Genomic DNA, 15,738 nt, shown 5'->3' on the forward strand with positions numbered 1-15,738 from the left:
TAATAATGTATAGAAAACCAAATATTGCAATTATTGAAGATAATGAAGACTTAATGGATGATGTTTTGTTTTTTCTACAAGGAAGTGGCTATAACACCTGGGGAAGTAAAAGTGCAGAATATTTTTGGCGACAACTGCATGCGGAACCGACAGATATTGTGCTTGTTGATGTTGGCCTTCCGGGAGAAGACGGATTTAGCGTTGCAAGGCACCTTAGCTCACTAAATAAATTCGGTATGATCATTATTACAGCACGAGGTGATCAGCAGGACAAACTAGAAGGGCTGAGCAGTGGTGCTGACTTATATTTAATAAAGCCAATTAATTTCTTAAGCTTAGTTGAAGCAATTGATACTTTATGGAAAAGAATATGTGACAACACTCCCGAGTCGGCGAAGTGTGAAGAAAGCAAGGTGATAGTGAGTTCTACACATGCTCTACCAGAAAAGAAAAATTATTGGCAATTAGATGACGGTTCTCATTCGGCTACTTTTAGAGGGGTGCCTATATCATTATCTACTCAAGAGTATGCTTTATTGAAACAATTAGTTGATTCGCCTGGGCAAATACTCAATAAACAAGATTTGCATGACTCTCTTTTTGGGCACGTGGAGGACGTTGATTTACATAGGGTTGATGTGCTCTTGAGTCGTTTAAGGGTTAAACTAAAGTTAAAAAACATTAAGTTTCCAATACATAGTATTTTCGGGAAAGGTGTTGTTTTTAAATCAAACGATTAAATCCTCTTTTCTTGCTCAATTCATGTGTCTATTTTGAGAGGATTGAGAGGATTGAGACTGACACTCTCACTTTTAAATCAGGACAATGTAAGCAATGTGTGTGTTTACGTTTTTCTTGGTAACGGAGTGTTAGGTGATTGTGAATAAAAAATTAATGGTTTTGTTGGGTTCTGGTTTGTTTGTTGGTGCGCTTCATGCGGAACCAGTTGTGTTAAACACTGAGTTGGTGCGTTTGCTGCAAGAGCATGCATTGATTTCCCAGATCGACAAAGAGTTATTGTCTGCTCAGCAGCAGGTGGATGTTGCGGAGTCGGGTTGGTATCCGACGCTGAGTCTTTCTGGTCAATACGGCCGTGAAAACATCGACCGTGAAGGCAGCAGTGTTACTCGTCTTAATAAGTCTCAATTGGATGCTAGCCTACGCCAACCTTTATGGGATTTTGGAAAAACGTCAGGCGTTGTTAGCAAAGCCGAAAAAACCGTCACGCGCAAAGAGCTAGAACGCGATCTGCAAACGCCAAACCTGCTGTTGGCTGGCATCGAAGCCTACATCAATCTTAAAAAAGCGTACCGAGTAGCAGAATTTGCTCGTCAATCGGAAGACAATATCAAGCAACAAACTCAGCTTGAAGACACGCGTATTAGCAACGGCAAAGGCTACACCACCGACGTATTGCAAGCCAAAGCCCAGTTAGCTGGCGCTAGAGCAAAACGTGTCAGTGCGGATCAAGCCTTGTCGACCGCGAAACATCGCTATGCCACAGTGTTTAATACCACTGCGCCTGTGGATGCCGATATGACCATGTTGGCCATGCCTACGGAACTATTACCTGCCGACCGAGCTGTTTTGCTGAGCAATGTGGTTTTGCACAACCCAGACGTGCGTCGTGGACAAGCCAGCGTAGCGGTTGCTGCCGCGGAAATAGAACGCGTAAAAGCCAGCGAATGGATGCCCAATTTAGACCTTGTTGCCTCCACATCGCGTCAGCGTAATAAAGACGGCGTAGAAGGGGATCGCATCAACAACGAAGTCTTCGTACAGTTTAGCTGGAACATTAACGTCTCAGGTCAAGCGAACCACCAAGTCAAATCGGCCACCGCCGACGAAGCCGCGCAACAAGCTCAAGCGGACTACACGCTCATGACCGCCAAAGAAACCGCTGAAAATGCGTGGTCAGATTTAATCCTTGCCAAAGAACGCGCCGGTTACTTGCGAGATCAAGCTGAAATCGCTGGGCAGTTTCTAGAGCTAGCGCGTAAAGAGCGTGAACTAGGTCGTCGTTCGTTGATCGATGTTTTATCTGGTGAAACCTCATTAATCAATGCACAAAGTGACTACAGCGCCGCGCAAGCAGACGTGGTGATTGCTTCTTACAACATCGTTCGTAGCATGGGCAAACTCACGTTAGACAATGTAAAAAACCTATAAAACGATAAGCCGAGCACCGTCGATAAACTGATCGATAGCGCTCGGCTTTTTGCGTCAACGAGACAGCAGGTGACCATCATGGCCGACGAAAACAACAGCACAGACCAAAACAACAGCACAGCTCAAACCACCAACACACCAAGATTGACTGAACAAGAGCAGCAAATCCTCGCGCAAGCCAAAGCCGCGTATGACGAAGCCATCGCGCAAGGGCAAAGTGTGGCTCAAGCCGAGGGCGTGGCCAGTGATATTTTAGACGACACGACACTGCCGACTGAATTTAAAACCACTACCTTGAATTCATGGCGTGTTATTAGTAATGACCAAGCAGAGCAAGCGACCGAGACTAACACGGTGCAGCTTACGGGCAATAGCAATGACGACGATGACCCAAGCGTGCCGACTGGCGTATTGAGTAATGACAATAACACCATCCTAAATTTAGCGAACAACTCGTCAACAAACACGAATGAAACGGCTTCCATTGTTACCAAAGTAGATCGAATTGAAATCACGGGTTTGACAGGGCTTAGCGGAATAGACCAAAACGGGTCACAAGTTACCCGAACCGAAATCACAGAATTTACCGACGAAAATAATACCGTTACATCGAGTCGCTCCTTTGCCCCGATCACGGCTGAAACCCAAGCTGATATTACACTGTCAGCACAAGCCGATGTTACACCGCCAACCACTACATTAAGTGGTGTTGTCTTGAGTGCCGACAATGGTGCATCCGCGGACTTTATTACCAACACCGCTTCACAAACCATCAGCGTGACTTTAGGTCAAGCATTAGCCGGAGATGAATCAGTCTGGGGATCGGTAGACGGCGGTACGACGTGGACTCAAGTGCCAAGCGGCAGCATTGCTGGTACGTCAGTGACGTGGTCAACCACCTTAAAAGACGGTGAGAATACGATACAGCTTGCGGTACGAGATACCGCAGGGAACGTGGGGCCGAAGATTAAGCAGGAATATACCTTAGACACCACCGCCCCAATGGCATCGGCAAGTGCTGACACAATCAGTAGCTCAGAAAGTGCTAAGGTAATAAGCAGCGAAATAGGCACGGCCTATTTAGTGGATAGTACGATCAAAGTGACATCGTTGAGCGACATTACAGGCAGTGCAGACAGCAAGTGGAATCAAGTAGCGATAACTGAGGCAGGTAAAGAAACAAACCTGGCCGCCACCGGATTGGCTGACGGTAAATATAAGGTCTACACCACGGACGCGGCAGGGAACCTATCATCAGCGTCGTCCGATGTGGTGACGGTGGAGAATGTTAATAAGTCAATCGTTGTGTTCGACTTAACCAAAGGGGAAAGCTCGTCGCACAGCAACCGGACTTTTGACGCCGACGTGTCGTATAAGATCTACATTGTGGTCGATAGTGATTCCGCGATGGTTAAATTAAACAGCGGTTCGAGGTGGGGCGGTTGGGCTAATTTGGGCGCGAATGACGAAGTCATACTGGTCGGTAACGGGAGCAAGGTGGTTAGTGGAAACGGGCAAAACGTATCACGGATGGTGATCGATACGACGCAGGACACAGCAGCGGCGAGGTGGAAGCATGGTAGTAGAGAAGGATTCAATATATTGTCAAATGGGAAGGTAGGCCGGCGCGCACAGGGGGACTCAGTGAGAGCAACTTTAGCAGTCGACCGGACGAGGTGGGGTGATAACCCCAACGGCGACGATGTGGCATTCTCCATGCGTTATAAGACCGCTTTACCCACGACAATCGCCAATTCGCAGCCGATGTCATAGTCGCTTGTCTTTTTTGGCAGCGTCGTTGTCAATCCGCTTTGCAGCCAGCGCTGCCAGCGGATTCGGTACTTTGCCACACGGCGTTCTATTGCATCAGGTTGTTGCTTAGAACGCCTTGCTTGCTCATAAAGCCGGCGAAGTGTGTTGTGGTGATTTTTGTCGCTTGGTCTTTAGGCCAACAAGGTATTTGAATTTTTCATGATAGAAGATATTTCCGTATTGCGCCGCTGTGTCGAGCGTCAAACCTTTGATTTGTTAAAAACGGCTTGTTTGGTCTTGTTAAACAAAGACGCTGACGATAAGGCGGCACGGGTGTTGCTGAGCTTGGCTTATGCCCATTTGGGCGAACGTGATGCCTTGGCAGAGAGCATGGTTTTGGTCGAAGCGCAAACTGCCCATTACGATCAGGATGTGTTGTGTGATTTGGCGGCTGTGTATATTGCTTGTCATCAAGTCGATAAGGCACGTTCGCTGTTAGAAAAACTGGTGGCGGATGCCCCAGAGCATGATCTGGCGTTGGCGCGTTTGGCATGGTGCTGCATGGCACAAGGTGACGCAGAAGAAGCACTGGCTTTGTTCGAGCGTTCTTTACGTTTGTCGTCTTGGCGCACGACGGTACATTTGAACCGTTTGCAATTGGTTTTGTCCTTGCTTAAAGAAGCAGCAACCGATGAACTGATCGCGCAGGCGTTTGTTTGCTTGCAGGCTCAGCAAGATGAATTGTCCGATACTGTGTTCGAGGGCTATGAAACGCGGCTTAATCGCTTGCAATTACAATGGTGGGTGAGCAGCAAGCAATACGCCGCCGCGGAGCAATGGCTAGCAGCATCAAAAGATTCCGCAGACGATCAGCATGGTTTTGACGAAGAAAAGGCGGTGTTTTGGAGCAAAGAATACGCGACCTTGTTGGCCGAGCATGACCAGCATGGCATCGCCGAATCCTATCTAAAAGATGTATTAAAAACCCTTCCAGATAATGTGGCGTTGTTATTGGCTTTGTCGGAGTTGGCTCAGGTTCAGGGCTTGACCATGCCAGCGATTGCTTACCTTCGTCGGGCGATTGCACAAGATAAAGACAACAGTGCGTTGTGGGTGAATTTGTCCAGTGCCTGTTTGCATTCGTTAGATTCTCAGGCGCGCCATGCGGCGGAAAAGGCGGTGACATTGGCCGACGCCATGGTGGTGGGCGCGGAACACAGTGCTGAGAAGGTCGAGCTGTGCCGACTGCAAGCGAAAAATGCGTTGGCCTTGGTGGAGTCGGATGCACAAGCGTTTGATAAAGCCGAGGCGCTATTTCGTGACGTATTGGCCGAGCGGCCGTATTTCTTGCCCGCGTTGTCAGGTCTTGGGCAACAATTGATGCAGCAAGGTCAGATCGATGACGCGGTGGCGTTGTTTGAAAAAATCAAAGAAGTGGACCCAACCAAGGGCTACAGCGCCTTGATAAATGCGCGACGTTTTCCTGACGATGTGGAAACACTAGAGAAGCTGGAAAAAGCCGCTAAGTTGCCAAGCATGGAAGGCTCCATGCGCTCCAGTTTGTTGTTCCAACTCGCTGCCGCGTGGGAAAAACGCAAAGATTACGACAAAGCGTTTGAGATGGCCGAACAGGCGAATGCCGCGAGTTTGCGTTTTTTGAAATATGACCCGAAAGATCACCGTAACCGTTGTGCGCGTATGCGTTATGCGTTTTCTGCTTCTTTGTATGAACACAGGGCAGACTGCGGTGTGGCGTCGACTTTGCCGGTTTTTGTTTTGGGTATGCCGCGTTCAGGCACCACCTTGGTGGAACAGATTATCGCTGGGCACAGTGATATTTTTGGTGCCGGTGAATTGGGGGGGATTCCTAACGTGATACAAGGCTTAAATCGTTGGGAGCGTCATGTGGGTTCTGGACGTGAATTTCCCGATTGTATTGATGACATGGATGCGTATGTTTGCCAAGGTGTGGCTAATAACGTGCTTAAAGAGCTGCAAGCTTATGCGCCAGAGGCGAAGCATATTGTTGATAAATTACCGCATAATTTTGAAAATGTGGGCTTGATCAAGTTTCTTTTCCCTAACGCTCGTATCATTTCGGTGCGTCGTGATCCTCGCGATATTGCCCTGTCGAATTATTTTACCGATTACCAAGCCAAGCATGGCGGCATGGGCTTTGCCTACGACATGACCCATATTGGTGAGCAGTTGGCGGATCATAATTTGATGATGCATCACTGGAATCAGGTATTTCCCAACCAAATTTTAGAAATTCGCTACGAAGATGTGGTGGAAGATTTGGAAGGTTCGGCGCGTAAAATGTTGGATTATATTGGTGTGGAATGGCAGCCCGAGGTATTGAAATTTAATGAGTTAGAGCGCTCGGTAAAAACCGCCAGCGTCTGGCAGGTGCGTCAGCCTTTGTATAAAACCTCCAAGGCCAAATGGGTGAATTACCAAGATAAGTTAGCGCCTTTGATTAAGGGCACAAACGCGATGATTGAGTTTGACCCTATTGAGATGCTGACCTTGCCTGAGCCAGGCTTTCTGACGTCTGGTGTGGCGCATTTTCATAAAGATGAACTCGATGAAGCGGAAACTTGTTTCAAAAAAATGCTGCATCATAACCCGAATCATGCGGCTTGCCAGTATATGACAGGCTTGGTGTATTTCAGGAAAAACCACATGGCAGAAGGTATCAAGCTGGTTGAATCGGCATTGGAAACCTTGCCATGGCAAAAAGAGTGGCGAGATAATTTGATTAAGGCGTATGAACTAACGGGCCAAACGGACAAGGCTGTGGCGTTAACGCAGAAAGGCACAGGTGAAAGGTCAACATCGGCTGCGGAGCCTATGTTGGAGACGAATAACGTCACCGATGATGTGGAAGACGAGGCGTTGTTTCCTCTGGTGGGTTCCGAGCAATATTTTTAATTTTTAAAGGCTTTTGTATGCGTGCGTTATTAGCCCCTTTGTGGGCTCGGTCAGATTTGAATGTGTATATGGTGCTGAGCAGTTTGGTGATCCATATTTTGGGCCTAACCTCAACGGTGTTTGTGATGTTAGTTTACGGTCGCTATTTGTCTCATGGCGTAGACAGTACTTTGTACACCTTGACCACGGGGGCGTTGGTGGGTATCTGCGTGGAAATGTTTCTGCGTCGTGCGCGGTTTAAAATTGCGTCTTCTTTGTGTGCGGTGGAATCGCGTAAGTTGTCTGAAAAGGTCAGTCATACATTGCTGAATGCGCGCAGTGGTGCGTTGCAGTCGCATCTTAATTCGGCCGCAGACGGCGGCACGACAACCTGGTTAGAGCGAATCGGTCAGGCGGTTAGCCCACAGCCAGTATTGGCCTTGTTGGACATGCCTTTTGCTTTGTTGTTGCTGGCGGTGTTGTTTGCTTTGGCTTGGCAGTTGGCCTTGTGTGTGTTGTTGGTTGTGGTGGTGTTGTTAGTGATGTTGGGCGTGAGTTCGCATCGCATGAAGTCTATAACCTCGGATCACCAAACTAATCAGGGTAAATACAATGTGTTGTTGAAAAATGCCGAGCTGACGGAAGCGGTGCGTATTAATAACGCACAAGACTGGTTGGCAGAGCGTGTGGCGGACGGCAGTGGCGAGAGCCGACTGTCGCGACATAATTTGCAGCTGCAACAAGAAAAAATGCAAAGTCAGGTGCGTAATGCGACGGTTTTTATGTCGGTGTTTGTTATCTCTGTGGGGGCGGCGTTGTCGGTTCACGGGGAGTTAAACTTTGGTGTGTTGATTGGTGCGAATATTTTATCGGCGCGTTTGATTATGTTGATTAGTCAGCCGATTCAGCAAATGCCGATGTAGTTAAACGCGGTGCGTGCTTTTGATAGTGTAAATGAATTTATTGCCTTGCCGGAAGAAACGCAAAAAGGCACTAAATTGCCGAGTTTTAAAGGCAAGGTCAGTGTTAAGCAGGCGATGTTTGCTTATCCCAATTCGCCTTTGATGGTGTACGAGAATCTGAATTTTGAGCTAGAGGCAGGTGAAACTCTAACGGTAACAGGCAGTAACGGTAAGGGAAAAACTACTTTGGCACGCTTGTTAACGGGTTTGATTCAACCCTTGCGCGGCAGTGTTGCCATTGATGGTGTGGAGCTGCGCCAAGTGAATGCCCATTGGTGGCGAGAGCAGTTGGTTTATTTGCCGCAAGATCCTGATCTGTTGCCTGGAACCTTGCGAGAGAATATGACGTTAATGAATGCGTCGCTGGAAGATGTGCAAATTGCTGAGGTGATTCGCAAAGTTGGCTTGGGAGAATGGTTAGATCAACACCCTGATGGTTTGGACATGGAGATCCAAATGCGTGGCCGAAATTTGGCGTTGGGGATTCGTCGTCGTATTGCTTTTGCGCGTGCGTTGCTTTCTCAGGGCCAGTTGGTGGTGATTGATGAGCCATTAGAAGGTTTGGATAAAGCGGGCATTACTATGATGCAAAAAGTCTTGGCCGAGTTGGCAAAAGAGAAACGTACCTTGATTATTATTTCGCAGTTTATGCAGCCGTTAAAAGCGGGCGCTAAATTTATTAATTTAGACGAGCGTCCCATTATGCAAGTGGCGGCTACTCGTCCATCGCCTTCTCCAGCCGTTGAGAAGGAGTTGTTTGCATGAGTCAGGAAAATAAAGCCGCGTACAAATCGTTAGAGCAGGTGAGTAAAGTTCAGCGCAGTTTATTGGTTATTTTGATATTGGGTTTTGTGGGCTTTTTTACTTGGTCAGCGGTGAGTCCGTTAGATGTGGTGAGTATGGCGAACGGCTCGGTGGAGCCCGTGAATAAAGTGCAAACCATTCAGCATTTAGAAGGCGGTATTGTTCGCAAGATTTTGGTGCAAGAAGGCCAGCATGTGGTGAAAGGCGAAGCTTTGGTGGAGCTGGAAACGACGAACAGTGGTTCTTCTTATGGTGAAATGCTGTCGCGGGTGAATTCGTTAACGGCCAACAAAGTTCGTTTGCAAGCAGAAGTGCAGGGCGCGGATAAATTGGCATTTGATGATGCATTTACTGAGGCGAATCCACAGTTGGTTAAACGCAGTGAAGCCTTGTTTTATGCTCGTCGTAATCAATTGAAAAGTGCTTTGCAGGCTCAGCAAGAAGAGATGAACGTGCGCCAGCAGGTGATCAATGAAATTGCGACACGCATTGAATTTAGTGAGAAACGGTTAACGCTGGTTAAAGAGCAAAATGCGATTGAGCAAGAGCTGTTAACCAATGCGTTAAGTAATCGTTATGATCATCTAAATAGCCTTAAAGAGCTGAATGAACTCGAAAGTGATATTGCCGAAGGTAAAGCGAGCTTGGCGAAATCTAGGGCGTCTTTGTTGCAGGCAAAAAGTAATTTGATGGCGATTCAAAACAAATACAATGAAGAGGTGAATACGTCTTTATCGGATACTCGCTCTCAGCTAAGTGAAGGTACTCAGCGCCTGAAAAAGTTTAAAGACAGTTTGGAAAGAACGGTGTTGCGTGCGCCGATGGACGGCATTATCAAAAATCGTTATGTGGTGACCGAAGGCGGTGTGGTCGCACCGGGTGGTACAGTGATCGACATGGTGCCAGGTAAAGATGGTTTGGTGGTTGAGGCTAAGTTGCCGCCGCAAGACATTGGTCATATTCAGCAAGGTCAAGAAGCCTTTATTCAGTTGGCGTCTGGTGAGGCGAGTCATTATGGACGTCTGCTTGGAACCGTAGCTTCGGTTAGTCCTGATACGATTACGACCAAAGAAGGAGAGGTGTATTACGTTGTGCGTTTGACTCTTGATCAAGACCAATTTGTGAAGGGCTCAAATCGCTACAAATTGTCTCCGGGAGTTTTGGTGACCGCAGGGATAGTGACGGGCAAGCGCAGTGTGCTTGAGTATATTTTATCGCCGTTTTTGCAATCTTTGCCGTTTGCTTTGTCTGAACGCTAGGTGGTGTTATGACGAATGCGAATATTGTCTGGCAAGAGACAATCATTACACAAGGTGATAGAGCGGCACAAAAAACGCAATCTCCTTGTGTTGTCTGGTTTACCGGATTAAGTGGTGCGGGTAAATCGACTCTGGCTAATGCGTTAGAGGCGGCTTTGTTCGAACGTGGTAAGCACAGCTATTTATTGGATGGTGACAATCTACGTCATGGTTTGAATCAAGATTTGGGCTTTTCTGAAGCAGATCGTACGGAGAATATCCGTCGAGTCGGAGAAGTGGCTAAGTTATTTGTCGATGCTGGGTTGATTGTATTGGCGGCGTTTATCTCACCTTTTCAAACGGATCGAGCGTCAATTAAAGACCTGATTGGCGAGTATAAGATGGTCGAAGTGTATTTGGATACGCCGCTCAGTGTCTGCGAAAGTCGGGATACTAAAGGTTTGTATCGCAAAGCCAGGGCAGGGGAGTTGAAGGGTTTTACCGGCATTGATTCTCCTTATGAAGCACCTGAGTCTGCTGATATAGTGATTAATACTGGAGCCGTTTCTGTTGTCGATAGTGTGGCGATCATTTTGGCCTATTTGGATAGGCATTCATTTACCTAGTTCTTGATCAGAATGATTTTGGAAAGGGTAAGTTCTTCGGAACTTACCCTTTTTTTTGCTCCAGATAAAGGCTTTATTTTCTTAACGTCGCCATTATGGTTGCCAATAAAATACAGGCGCCGCCTATCATTTTGGGACGGCAAATTTCCAGTCTTTTGCTATTCCTGTGCGTAGCTCTTTGATAAAAACAGGAGCAAGTATGATCGAGGTTAAGCCAAAACGGATGTTGATATTAAAGCCTAAAGATCACTTACATGCTTTTCTTATAGGATTTATTGCCTATCACGAAAAGTACCAAGAAGATGCCTAGGCCAATGCAATTTATCCAAAGTGCTAGATGTGGCCACAGCATCATTACCGAAGCGACCAAAGCAAGGAGTCGTGAAAGGATCGACAACTTGTCTTCTAAGTAACCTTCCATTGCCCCAACCAACGCATACATGCCAAAGATTGCAAAGAAAGACAGACGCAATAAGGTTTCAGGATCACCGCCAATTAAGGGTGTGTAGGCCATCAATAGCGGAACTATGTATAAGCCTTTTGCCAGTTTCCATGCAGTCAGACCCGTTAACATTGGCGGCGTTTTTGCAATGGCTGCTGCAGCGAAAGCGGTTAAACACACAGGAGGCGTCACGTTACTGTCTTGTGAAAGCCAAAAGATGATCATGTGCGCTGTGACTAAAATCATCGCGACACTCTGAGCCCCTAGGGCTTGATCCATTAACATGCTTTTGAAGTCGTTAGGCACTTGCGCCAATAATGCTTGAGCTTGCTCGATTGGCATGCCTTGGGCTAAGGCGGCAATCGCGGAAGGATCAACCAGCATGAAAACAGCGCTGGCGGCTTCAGGTAAACTTCCAGAAGACATCATGTCCAAGAGTTGGCTTTCAGCGATGAGATTAAATAGAGCCGGTGCAGACAAGGTGCCCAATACGATATAAGACGCCGTTACTGGTAAGCCCATGCCCAAAATCAAAGACGCAATCGCGACTAGAATAATAGTAAAGAACAGACTACCGCCCGCCCAGTTGGTAATTAACAAAGAGAAGGTATTACCAACGCCAGTGGTGCTGATCACGTTAACTACTAGACCGATTCCGACTAACAAAACCGCAGTGGTAGACATGTTTTTCGCGCCTTGAGCCATGGCATCAAGAATCGCTGCTGGCCCCATTCTATGCTTCCTAGAAAGCAAGGACGCAGCAACAACCGCAAGAATACTGATCCCCGCAGCGTACGTTGGTGTAAAGCCTTGTACCAACAAGGTGACTAAAACCCCAAGTGGCACAATATGATGCCAGCCATCTTTGAGGACTTGTGAAATATCGACCGCATCATCGCTTTCTGTCGCGATAACCTTGCTGCGTTTTGCTTCGACACGAACAAAGAAGCCAACAGAAAGGAAATACAATAACGCAGGAATGGCCGCAACGCTGATGATGGTGACATAAGACACTTGCGTATAAGAGGCCATAATAAAAGCACCTGCACCCATAACCGGTGGCATTAACTGTCCGCCGGTAGACGCTGCGGCTTCTACGCCAGCAGCAAAGCGTGCTGGAAACCCAGCTCTGCGCATAAGTGGAATCGTGATGACGCCAGTCGATACGGTGTTAGCCACAGAAGAGCCGGAAACAGAACCCATCAAGCCAGAACCTAATACCGCCACAAAACCGGGGCCGCCAATCATTTTGCTAGCCAGTGAACGGGACAGGTCAATAATAAAATCGCCTGCACCCGATTTAACTAAGAAGGCGCCGAATAAAATAAACATGAAGACAAAGCTCCATGAGATTCGAGAGATAGAACCGAACATGCCATCGGTGCTAAAAAAACTGCGATATAACAAGGTTTCAAGGCTTAATCCAGGAAAGTTAAACATCCCACCAATCCAACTTCCCCATAGCACAACGTAAGTCAGTGCGATGATAATGAGAAAAGGAATAAACCACCCACTGGTACGGCGAATTAGTTCAAGAGATAGCAAGACAGCGACGCTGGAGACAATCCAATCAGAGGTGTTGAAGGTCACACCTCTGGCATAAAGCGCGTCTTCAAAGAAGATGATGTAAAGCACCATGCCAATGAGTGCGAGTACAACGACGATATCAAAAAATAGGGCGATTTTACTGTCTTGCCATTTAGGGGTTGCTGGAATCAGCAAGGCACACAAAATACCGAAGCCAGCAAAATGAAAGGATGATACCCATAAGTCAGGTAACGTTGCTAATGTATTAATGTAAATATGAGCACACGCAAGTAAAATTGATATAACAAATACTAACCGATTGAGTATTGGACCTGATCGGTGTTTTGTTTCAAAATCCTCAAGGTTAATCTCGTTATTTGATGTTTTTGTTTGAGAAGAGGCGGTCATGAACAGCTACCTTTTATACTTTCTAGTAAGGGCAGTTAATAACAAGTACCGTAAAATTTACGGTACTTGTTTAGATAGAGTGTTACTGCTTTAAATAGGCAGACTTAATTACTTTGCAATTAATCGATCTGGGATCTGAATGCCTTGCTCGCGGTAGTATCGAGCCGCGCCTGGGTGAAGAGGTACAGGAAGTCCTGTGGTGGCTTTTTCAAGAGACATGTCTGCAGTTGCTTTATGAATAGCACTTAAATAAGCCAAGTTTTCATAAATCGACTTAGTTAATTGATAGACATCTTCTTCAGATAAATCCGCTCTGACAGCTAAGAAGTTAGGCTCTGCTATGGTATTGATGTCTTTCGTTTGGCCTGGGTAAGTGTTGGCAGGGATGACATAACGAGTCCAAAGGTCATATTCTTTATTAACGGCTTTTAGTTGCTCATCATTAAAATTGAGCAGGGTGACCTTATCCCCCATAGAGGCATATAGTCGAGTGACTGCACTTGCTGGTACGCCAGCTGGTGTATTCATACCATCAATATTGCCATTTTGTATGGCATCTGCACTGGCCCCATAGCCTAAGTAAGCCAGACTGAATTTTTCGGGGGCAATATCTAAGCCTTTCAATAAATGACTTCCAGAGGCTTCTGCGCCGGAATTTTTCTTACCAATAGAAAACTTGTTATCTGTTCCTTCTAAATCTTTTAAATCGGCGATGGTGCCTGTTTTAGCAAGGTTTGATCTAAGAACAAAATGCTCGACGTTTTGCCATAGCATAGAAATAGAGCGTAATTCTGTTTGTTTTCCTGCATTTTTAAGCGGGCCTACGCCATCCCATGCCCAAGCACCATTAATACTTTGCAATATCGCCAGTTGGGCTTGGTTTTCACCAAGTAGTTTGATGTTCTCACCAGAGCCCGCTGAGCTGATGGCAGAAAGAGATAAGCCAAATTTAGGCTCTAGTTTTACTTTACTTAAGGTGGCGATAGCGACACCAACAGGATAATAAGTCCCGCCAGTAGAAGCTGTTGCTAGAATGTAGTTGCGGTTATCTGCAGCAAAAGAGCTGGTGGCAGATAAAGTGATGGCCGCTGCAGTAGCGCTAGAAAGAATTGCTTTTGTGACAAATCCCAATTTCATAATTATTTTTCTCCGTTAATTAGGGTTATTGTTCAATTATGTTCATAGCGAATTTCATGCCATAAATTCAAGGTATTGATTTATAACAATATTTCATTAAGCATGCTGAAATAAATCACATTTTTCACATTAATGAGCTATTTCTTGCTGATAGATTATCATTATATATCGGCAATATATTGCTCATTAGCAAAGACGGTGTCTTTCAAGCATTCACGTGTTATTTTGATCTATATGCTTTTATAGTAAGCAAAATATTGCCGATGAGTTCAAAGTGAGAAAATAATGAAACAAGATCATAATATTCGCGTTGTATTGTTTGATTTAGGAAATGTCTTAGTGGATTTAGGCGATATTTCTGAAATGCATGCTATGTTAAATACGCAAGGTGTGGAGTCTGAAGTCTGGTTGAAGTGGTTAAGATCACCGACGGTTGCTGCATTTGATACTGGCAAAATTACCTTTGATCAATTTGCCAGTGATTTATTAAAAGAAGTTGGCAGTAATATAGACCAAGAAACCTTTAAAGCGTCTTTTAAGGCATGGCCAAGAGGTTTGTTTGCTGGTGCACTTGAACTGGTTGAGTCAGTAAAGCCTGAATATCATCGTGCTATTTTGTCTAACACTAATGCGGCCCATTGGCCGAGGCTGATGGAAGAAATGGCGCTGGCAGGTAAATTTCACAGTTATTATGCTTCTCATATGGTAGGTTTTGTAAAGCCGGACGAAGCGATTTATCAATATGTTATTCGGAATTTACAGGTTGCTCCCGAGCAGATCCTTTTTATTGATGATAATCAGGTCAATATTGATGCGGCCAATGCGCTCGGTATGAAAGCGTTTCGAGTTAAAGGCGTTGATGAAGCACGTCAGGTGCTTAATCAACATGGGGTGTTATCTAGCTAGATCATAATCTGAGATAACAGCAATAGAATTGCTTGAAGCCTTAAATTAAGCAGTTAAGGTATAAATACCATTTGGTCTAGAGGTTTCTATGCGTACTTTTGATGGACAATCTTCTACTAGTTATTCTCGTACTCGACCGATGTACCCGGCCGAGCTTTATTATTGGTTGTCCCAGCAAGTGCCTCCATCAAGTGTTGTATGGGATTGTGCTTGCGGTACGGGTCAGGCTTCTGTTGATCTTGCGGCGTATTTTGATCGCGTTGAAGCTTCTGACATTAGTGAATCTCAAGTGACGGCAGCGACACCACATCGCAAGGTGAATTATCAAGTTTTTCCTGCTGAGAAGACGCTTTATCCTGATGATTATTTTGATGTGGTGTGTGTTGCTCATGCGCTGCATTGGTTTAATCTAGAGGCGTTTTGGATTGAACTTAAACGAGTCTTAAAACCCGGTGGAATGTTTGTTTGCTGGGGATACAACTGGTTGCAAGTAGGAGAAGCAGAAGACAAAGCGATTGCAGAGTCTGTATTGCCGCATCTTGAAAGTTACTGGCCAGCAGAAAGTCGCTTATTATGGAATCAATATCGTGATATTAAGTTTCCTTTCGAGTTAATGGCGGTTCCAGCTTTTGAACTAAACTGTCATTGGTCTGTTGCGCAAACGCTGGATTTCATTCGGACTTGGTCGGCGTCTCAATTACGCATTCAGGAGAAGGGAGACGATTTTTTATTGGATGCTTCTCCTATTATCCGCGAAGCTTGGTCTGAACCCACAAAGAAACAAAAGGTACGTCTGCCATTTTTCGTAAAGGCGGGGCGTTTTGCTTAGGTCTGCTTCTGCAATAAGACTAAAG

Annotated in this window: 12 protein-coding genes; 10 read left to right on the top strand and 2 right to left on the bottom strand. The window is 46.0% G+C overall.

Annotated features, from left to right (window positions below):
- The first annotated feature begins 5 nt into the window (after positions 1-5).
- The 8 genes from ACO05V_RS10290 to cysC all read left to right on the top strand — a co-directional run bounded on the left by ACO05V_RS10290 (position 6) and on the right by cysC (position 10,464).
- Positions 6-740 carry a response regulator transcription factor gene (locus ACO05V_RS10290; protein ID WP_421850605.1) on the top strand — a complete coding sequence of 245 codons (735 nt, stop codon included), beginning with the start codon at positions 6-8 and terminating at the stop codon, positions 738-740.
- Between the two features lie 133 nt (positions 741-873).
- Complete coding sequence (locus tag ACO05V_RS10295; protein WP_421850609.1) at positions 874-2,169, top strand: TolC family protein; 1,296 nt, start codon at positions 874-876, stop codon at positions 2,167-2,169.
- Between the two features lie 78 nt (positions 2,170-2,247).
- The gene (locus ACO05V_RS10300; RefSeq protein WP_421850612.1) at positions 2,248-3,942 is read left to right on the top strand and encodes an Ig-like domain-containing protein; all 1,695 of its coding nucleotides are present in this window, start codon (positions 2,248-2,250) and stop codon (positions 3,940-3,942) included.
- A 198-nt stretch (positions 3,943-4,140) separates the two neighbouring features.
- Positions 4,141-6,855 carry a sulfotransferase gene (locus tag ACO05V_RS10305; protein WP_421850615.1) on the top strand — a complete coding sequence of 905 codons (2,715 nt, stop codon included), beginning with the start codon at positions 4,141-4,143 and terminating at the stop codon, positions 6,853-6,855.
- Between the two features lie 17 nt (positions 6,856-6,872).
- Complete coding sequence (locus ACO05V_RS10310; protein WP_421850618.1) at positions 6,873-7,757, top strand: hypothetical protein; 885 nt, start codon at positions 6,873-6,875, stop codon at positions 7,755-7,757.
- A 9-nt stretch (positions 7,758-7,766) separates the two neighbouring features.
- The gene (locus tag ACO05V_RS10315) at positions 7,767-8,561 is read left to right on the top strand and encodes an ATP-binding cassette domain-containing protein (RefSeq protein ID WP_421850621.1); all 795 of its coding nucleotides are present in this window, start codon (positions 7,767-7,769) and stop codon (positions 8,559-8,561) included.
- Positions 8,558-9,859: an HlyD family type I secretion periplasmic adaptor subunit gene (locus ACO05V_RS10320; protein WP_421850624.1), complete on the top strand. Its 1,302-nt coding sequence runs from the start codon at positions 8,558-8,560 to the stop codon at positions 9,857-9,859. Before ACO05V_RS10315 ends, ACO05V_RS10320 begins: the two co-directional genes overlap by 4 nt.
- An 8-nt stretch (positions 9,860-9,867) precedes the next feature.
- A complete protein-coding gene (gene cysC / locus ACO05V_RS10325; protein WP_421850627.1) occupies positions 9,868-10,464 on the top strand; it encodes an adenylyl-sulfate kinase in 597 nt (198 codons plus the stop codon).
- Positions 10,465-10,714: 250 nt separating this feature from the next.
- Here the strand turns inward: cysC and ACO05V_RS10330 are convergent, their stop codons facing one another.
- On the bottom strand, positions 10,715-12,841 hold the full coding sequence (locus ACO05V_RS10330; RefSeq protein ID WP_421850630.1) for a TRAP transporter permease: 2,127 nt from the start codon (positions 12,839-12,841) through the stop codon (positions 10,715-10,717).
- Between the two features lie 108 nt (positions 12,842-12,949).
- Positions 12,950-13,978, bottom strand: a complete 1,029-nt coding sequence (locus tag ACO05V_RS10335; protein WP_421850633.1) for a TAXI family TRAP transporter solute-binding subunit — start codon at positions 13,976-13,978, stop codon at positions 12,950-12,952.
- Between the two features lie 285 nt (positions 13,979-14,263).
- Between ACO05V_RS10335 and ACO05V_RS10340 the strand changes: the two genes are divergently transcribed.
- Together ACO05V_RS10340 and ACO05V_RS10345 are read left to right on the top strand one after the other, a co-directional pair.
- The gene (locus ACO05V_RS10340) at positions 14,264-14,884 is read left to right on the top strand and encodes an HAD family hydrolase (protein WP_421850636.1); all 621 of its coding nucleotides are present in this window, start codon (positions 14,264-14,266) and stop codon (positions 14,882-14,884) included.
- A gap of 88 nt (positions 14,885-14,972) precedes the next feature.
- Positions 14,973-15,713 carry a methyltransferase domain-containing protein gene (locus ACO05V_RS10345; RefSeq protein ID WP_421850640.1) on the top strand — a complete coding sequence of 247 codons (741 nt, stop codon included), beginning with the start codon at positions 14,973-14,975 and terminating at the stop codon, positions 15,711-15,713.
- Positions 15,714-15,738: the final 25 nt, after the last annotated feature.

The sequence above is a fragment of the Marinomonas sp. genome (genome assembly GCF_965225885.1).
In the GTDB taxonomy this organism is placed as follows: Bacteria; Pseudomonadota; Gammaproteobacteria; order Pseudomonadales; family Marinomonadaceae; genus Marinomonas.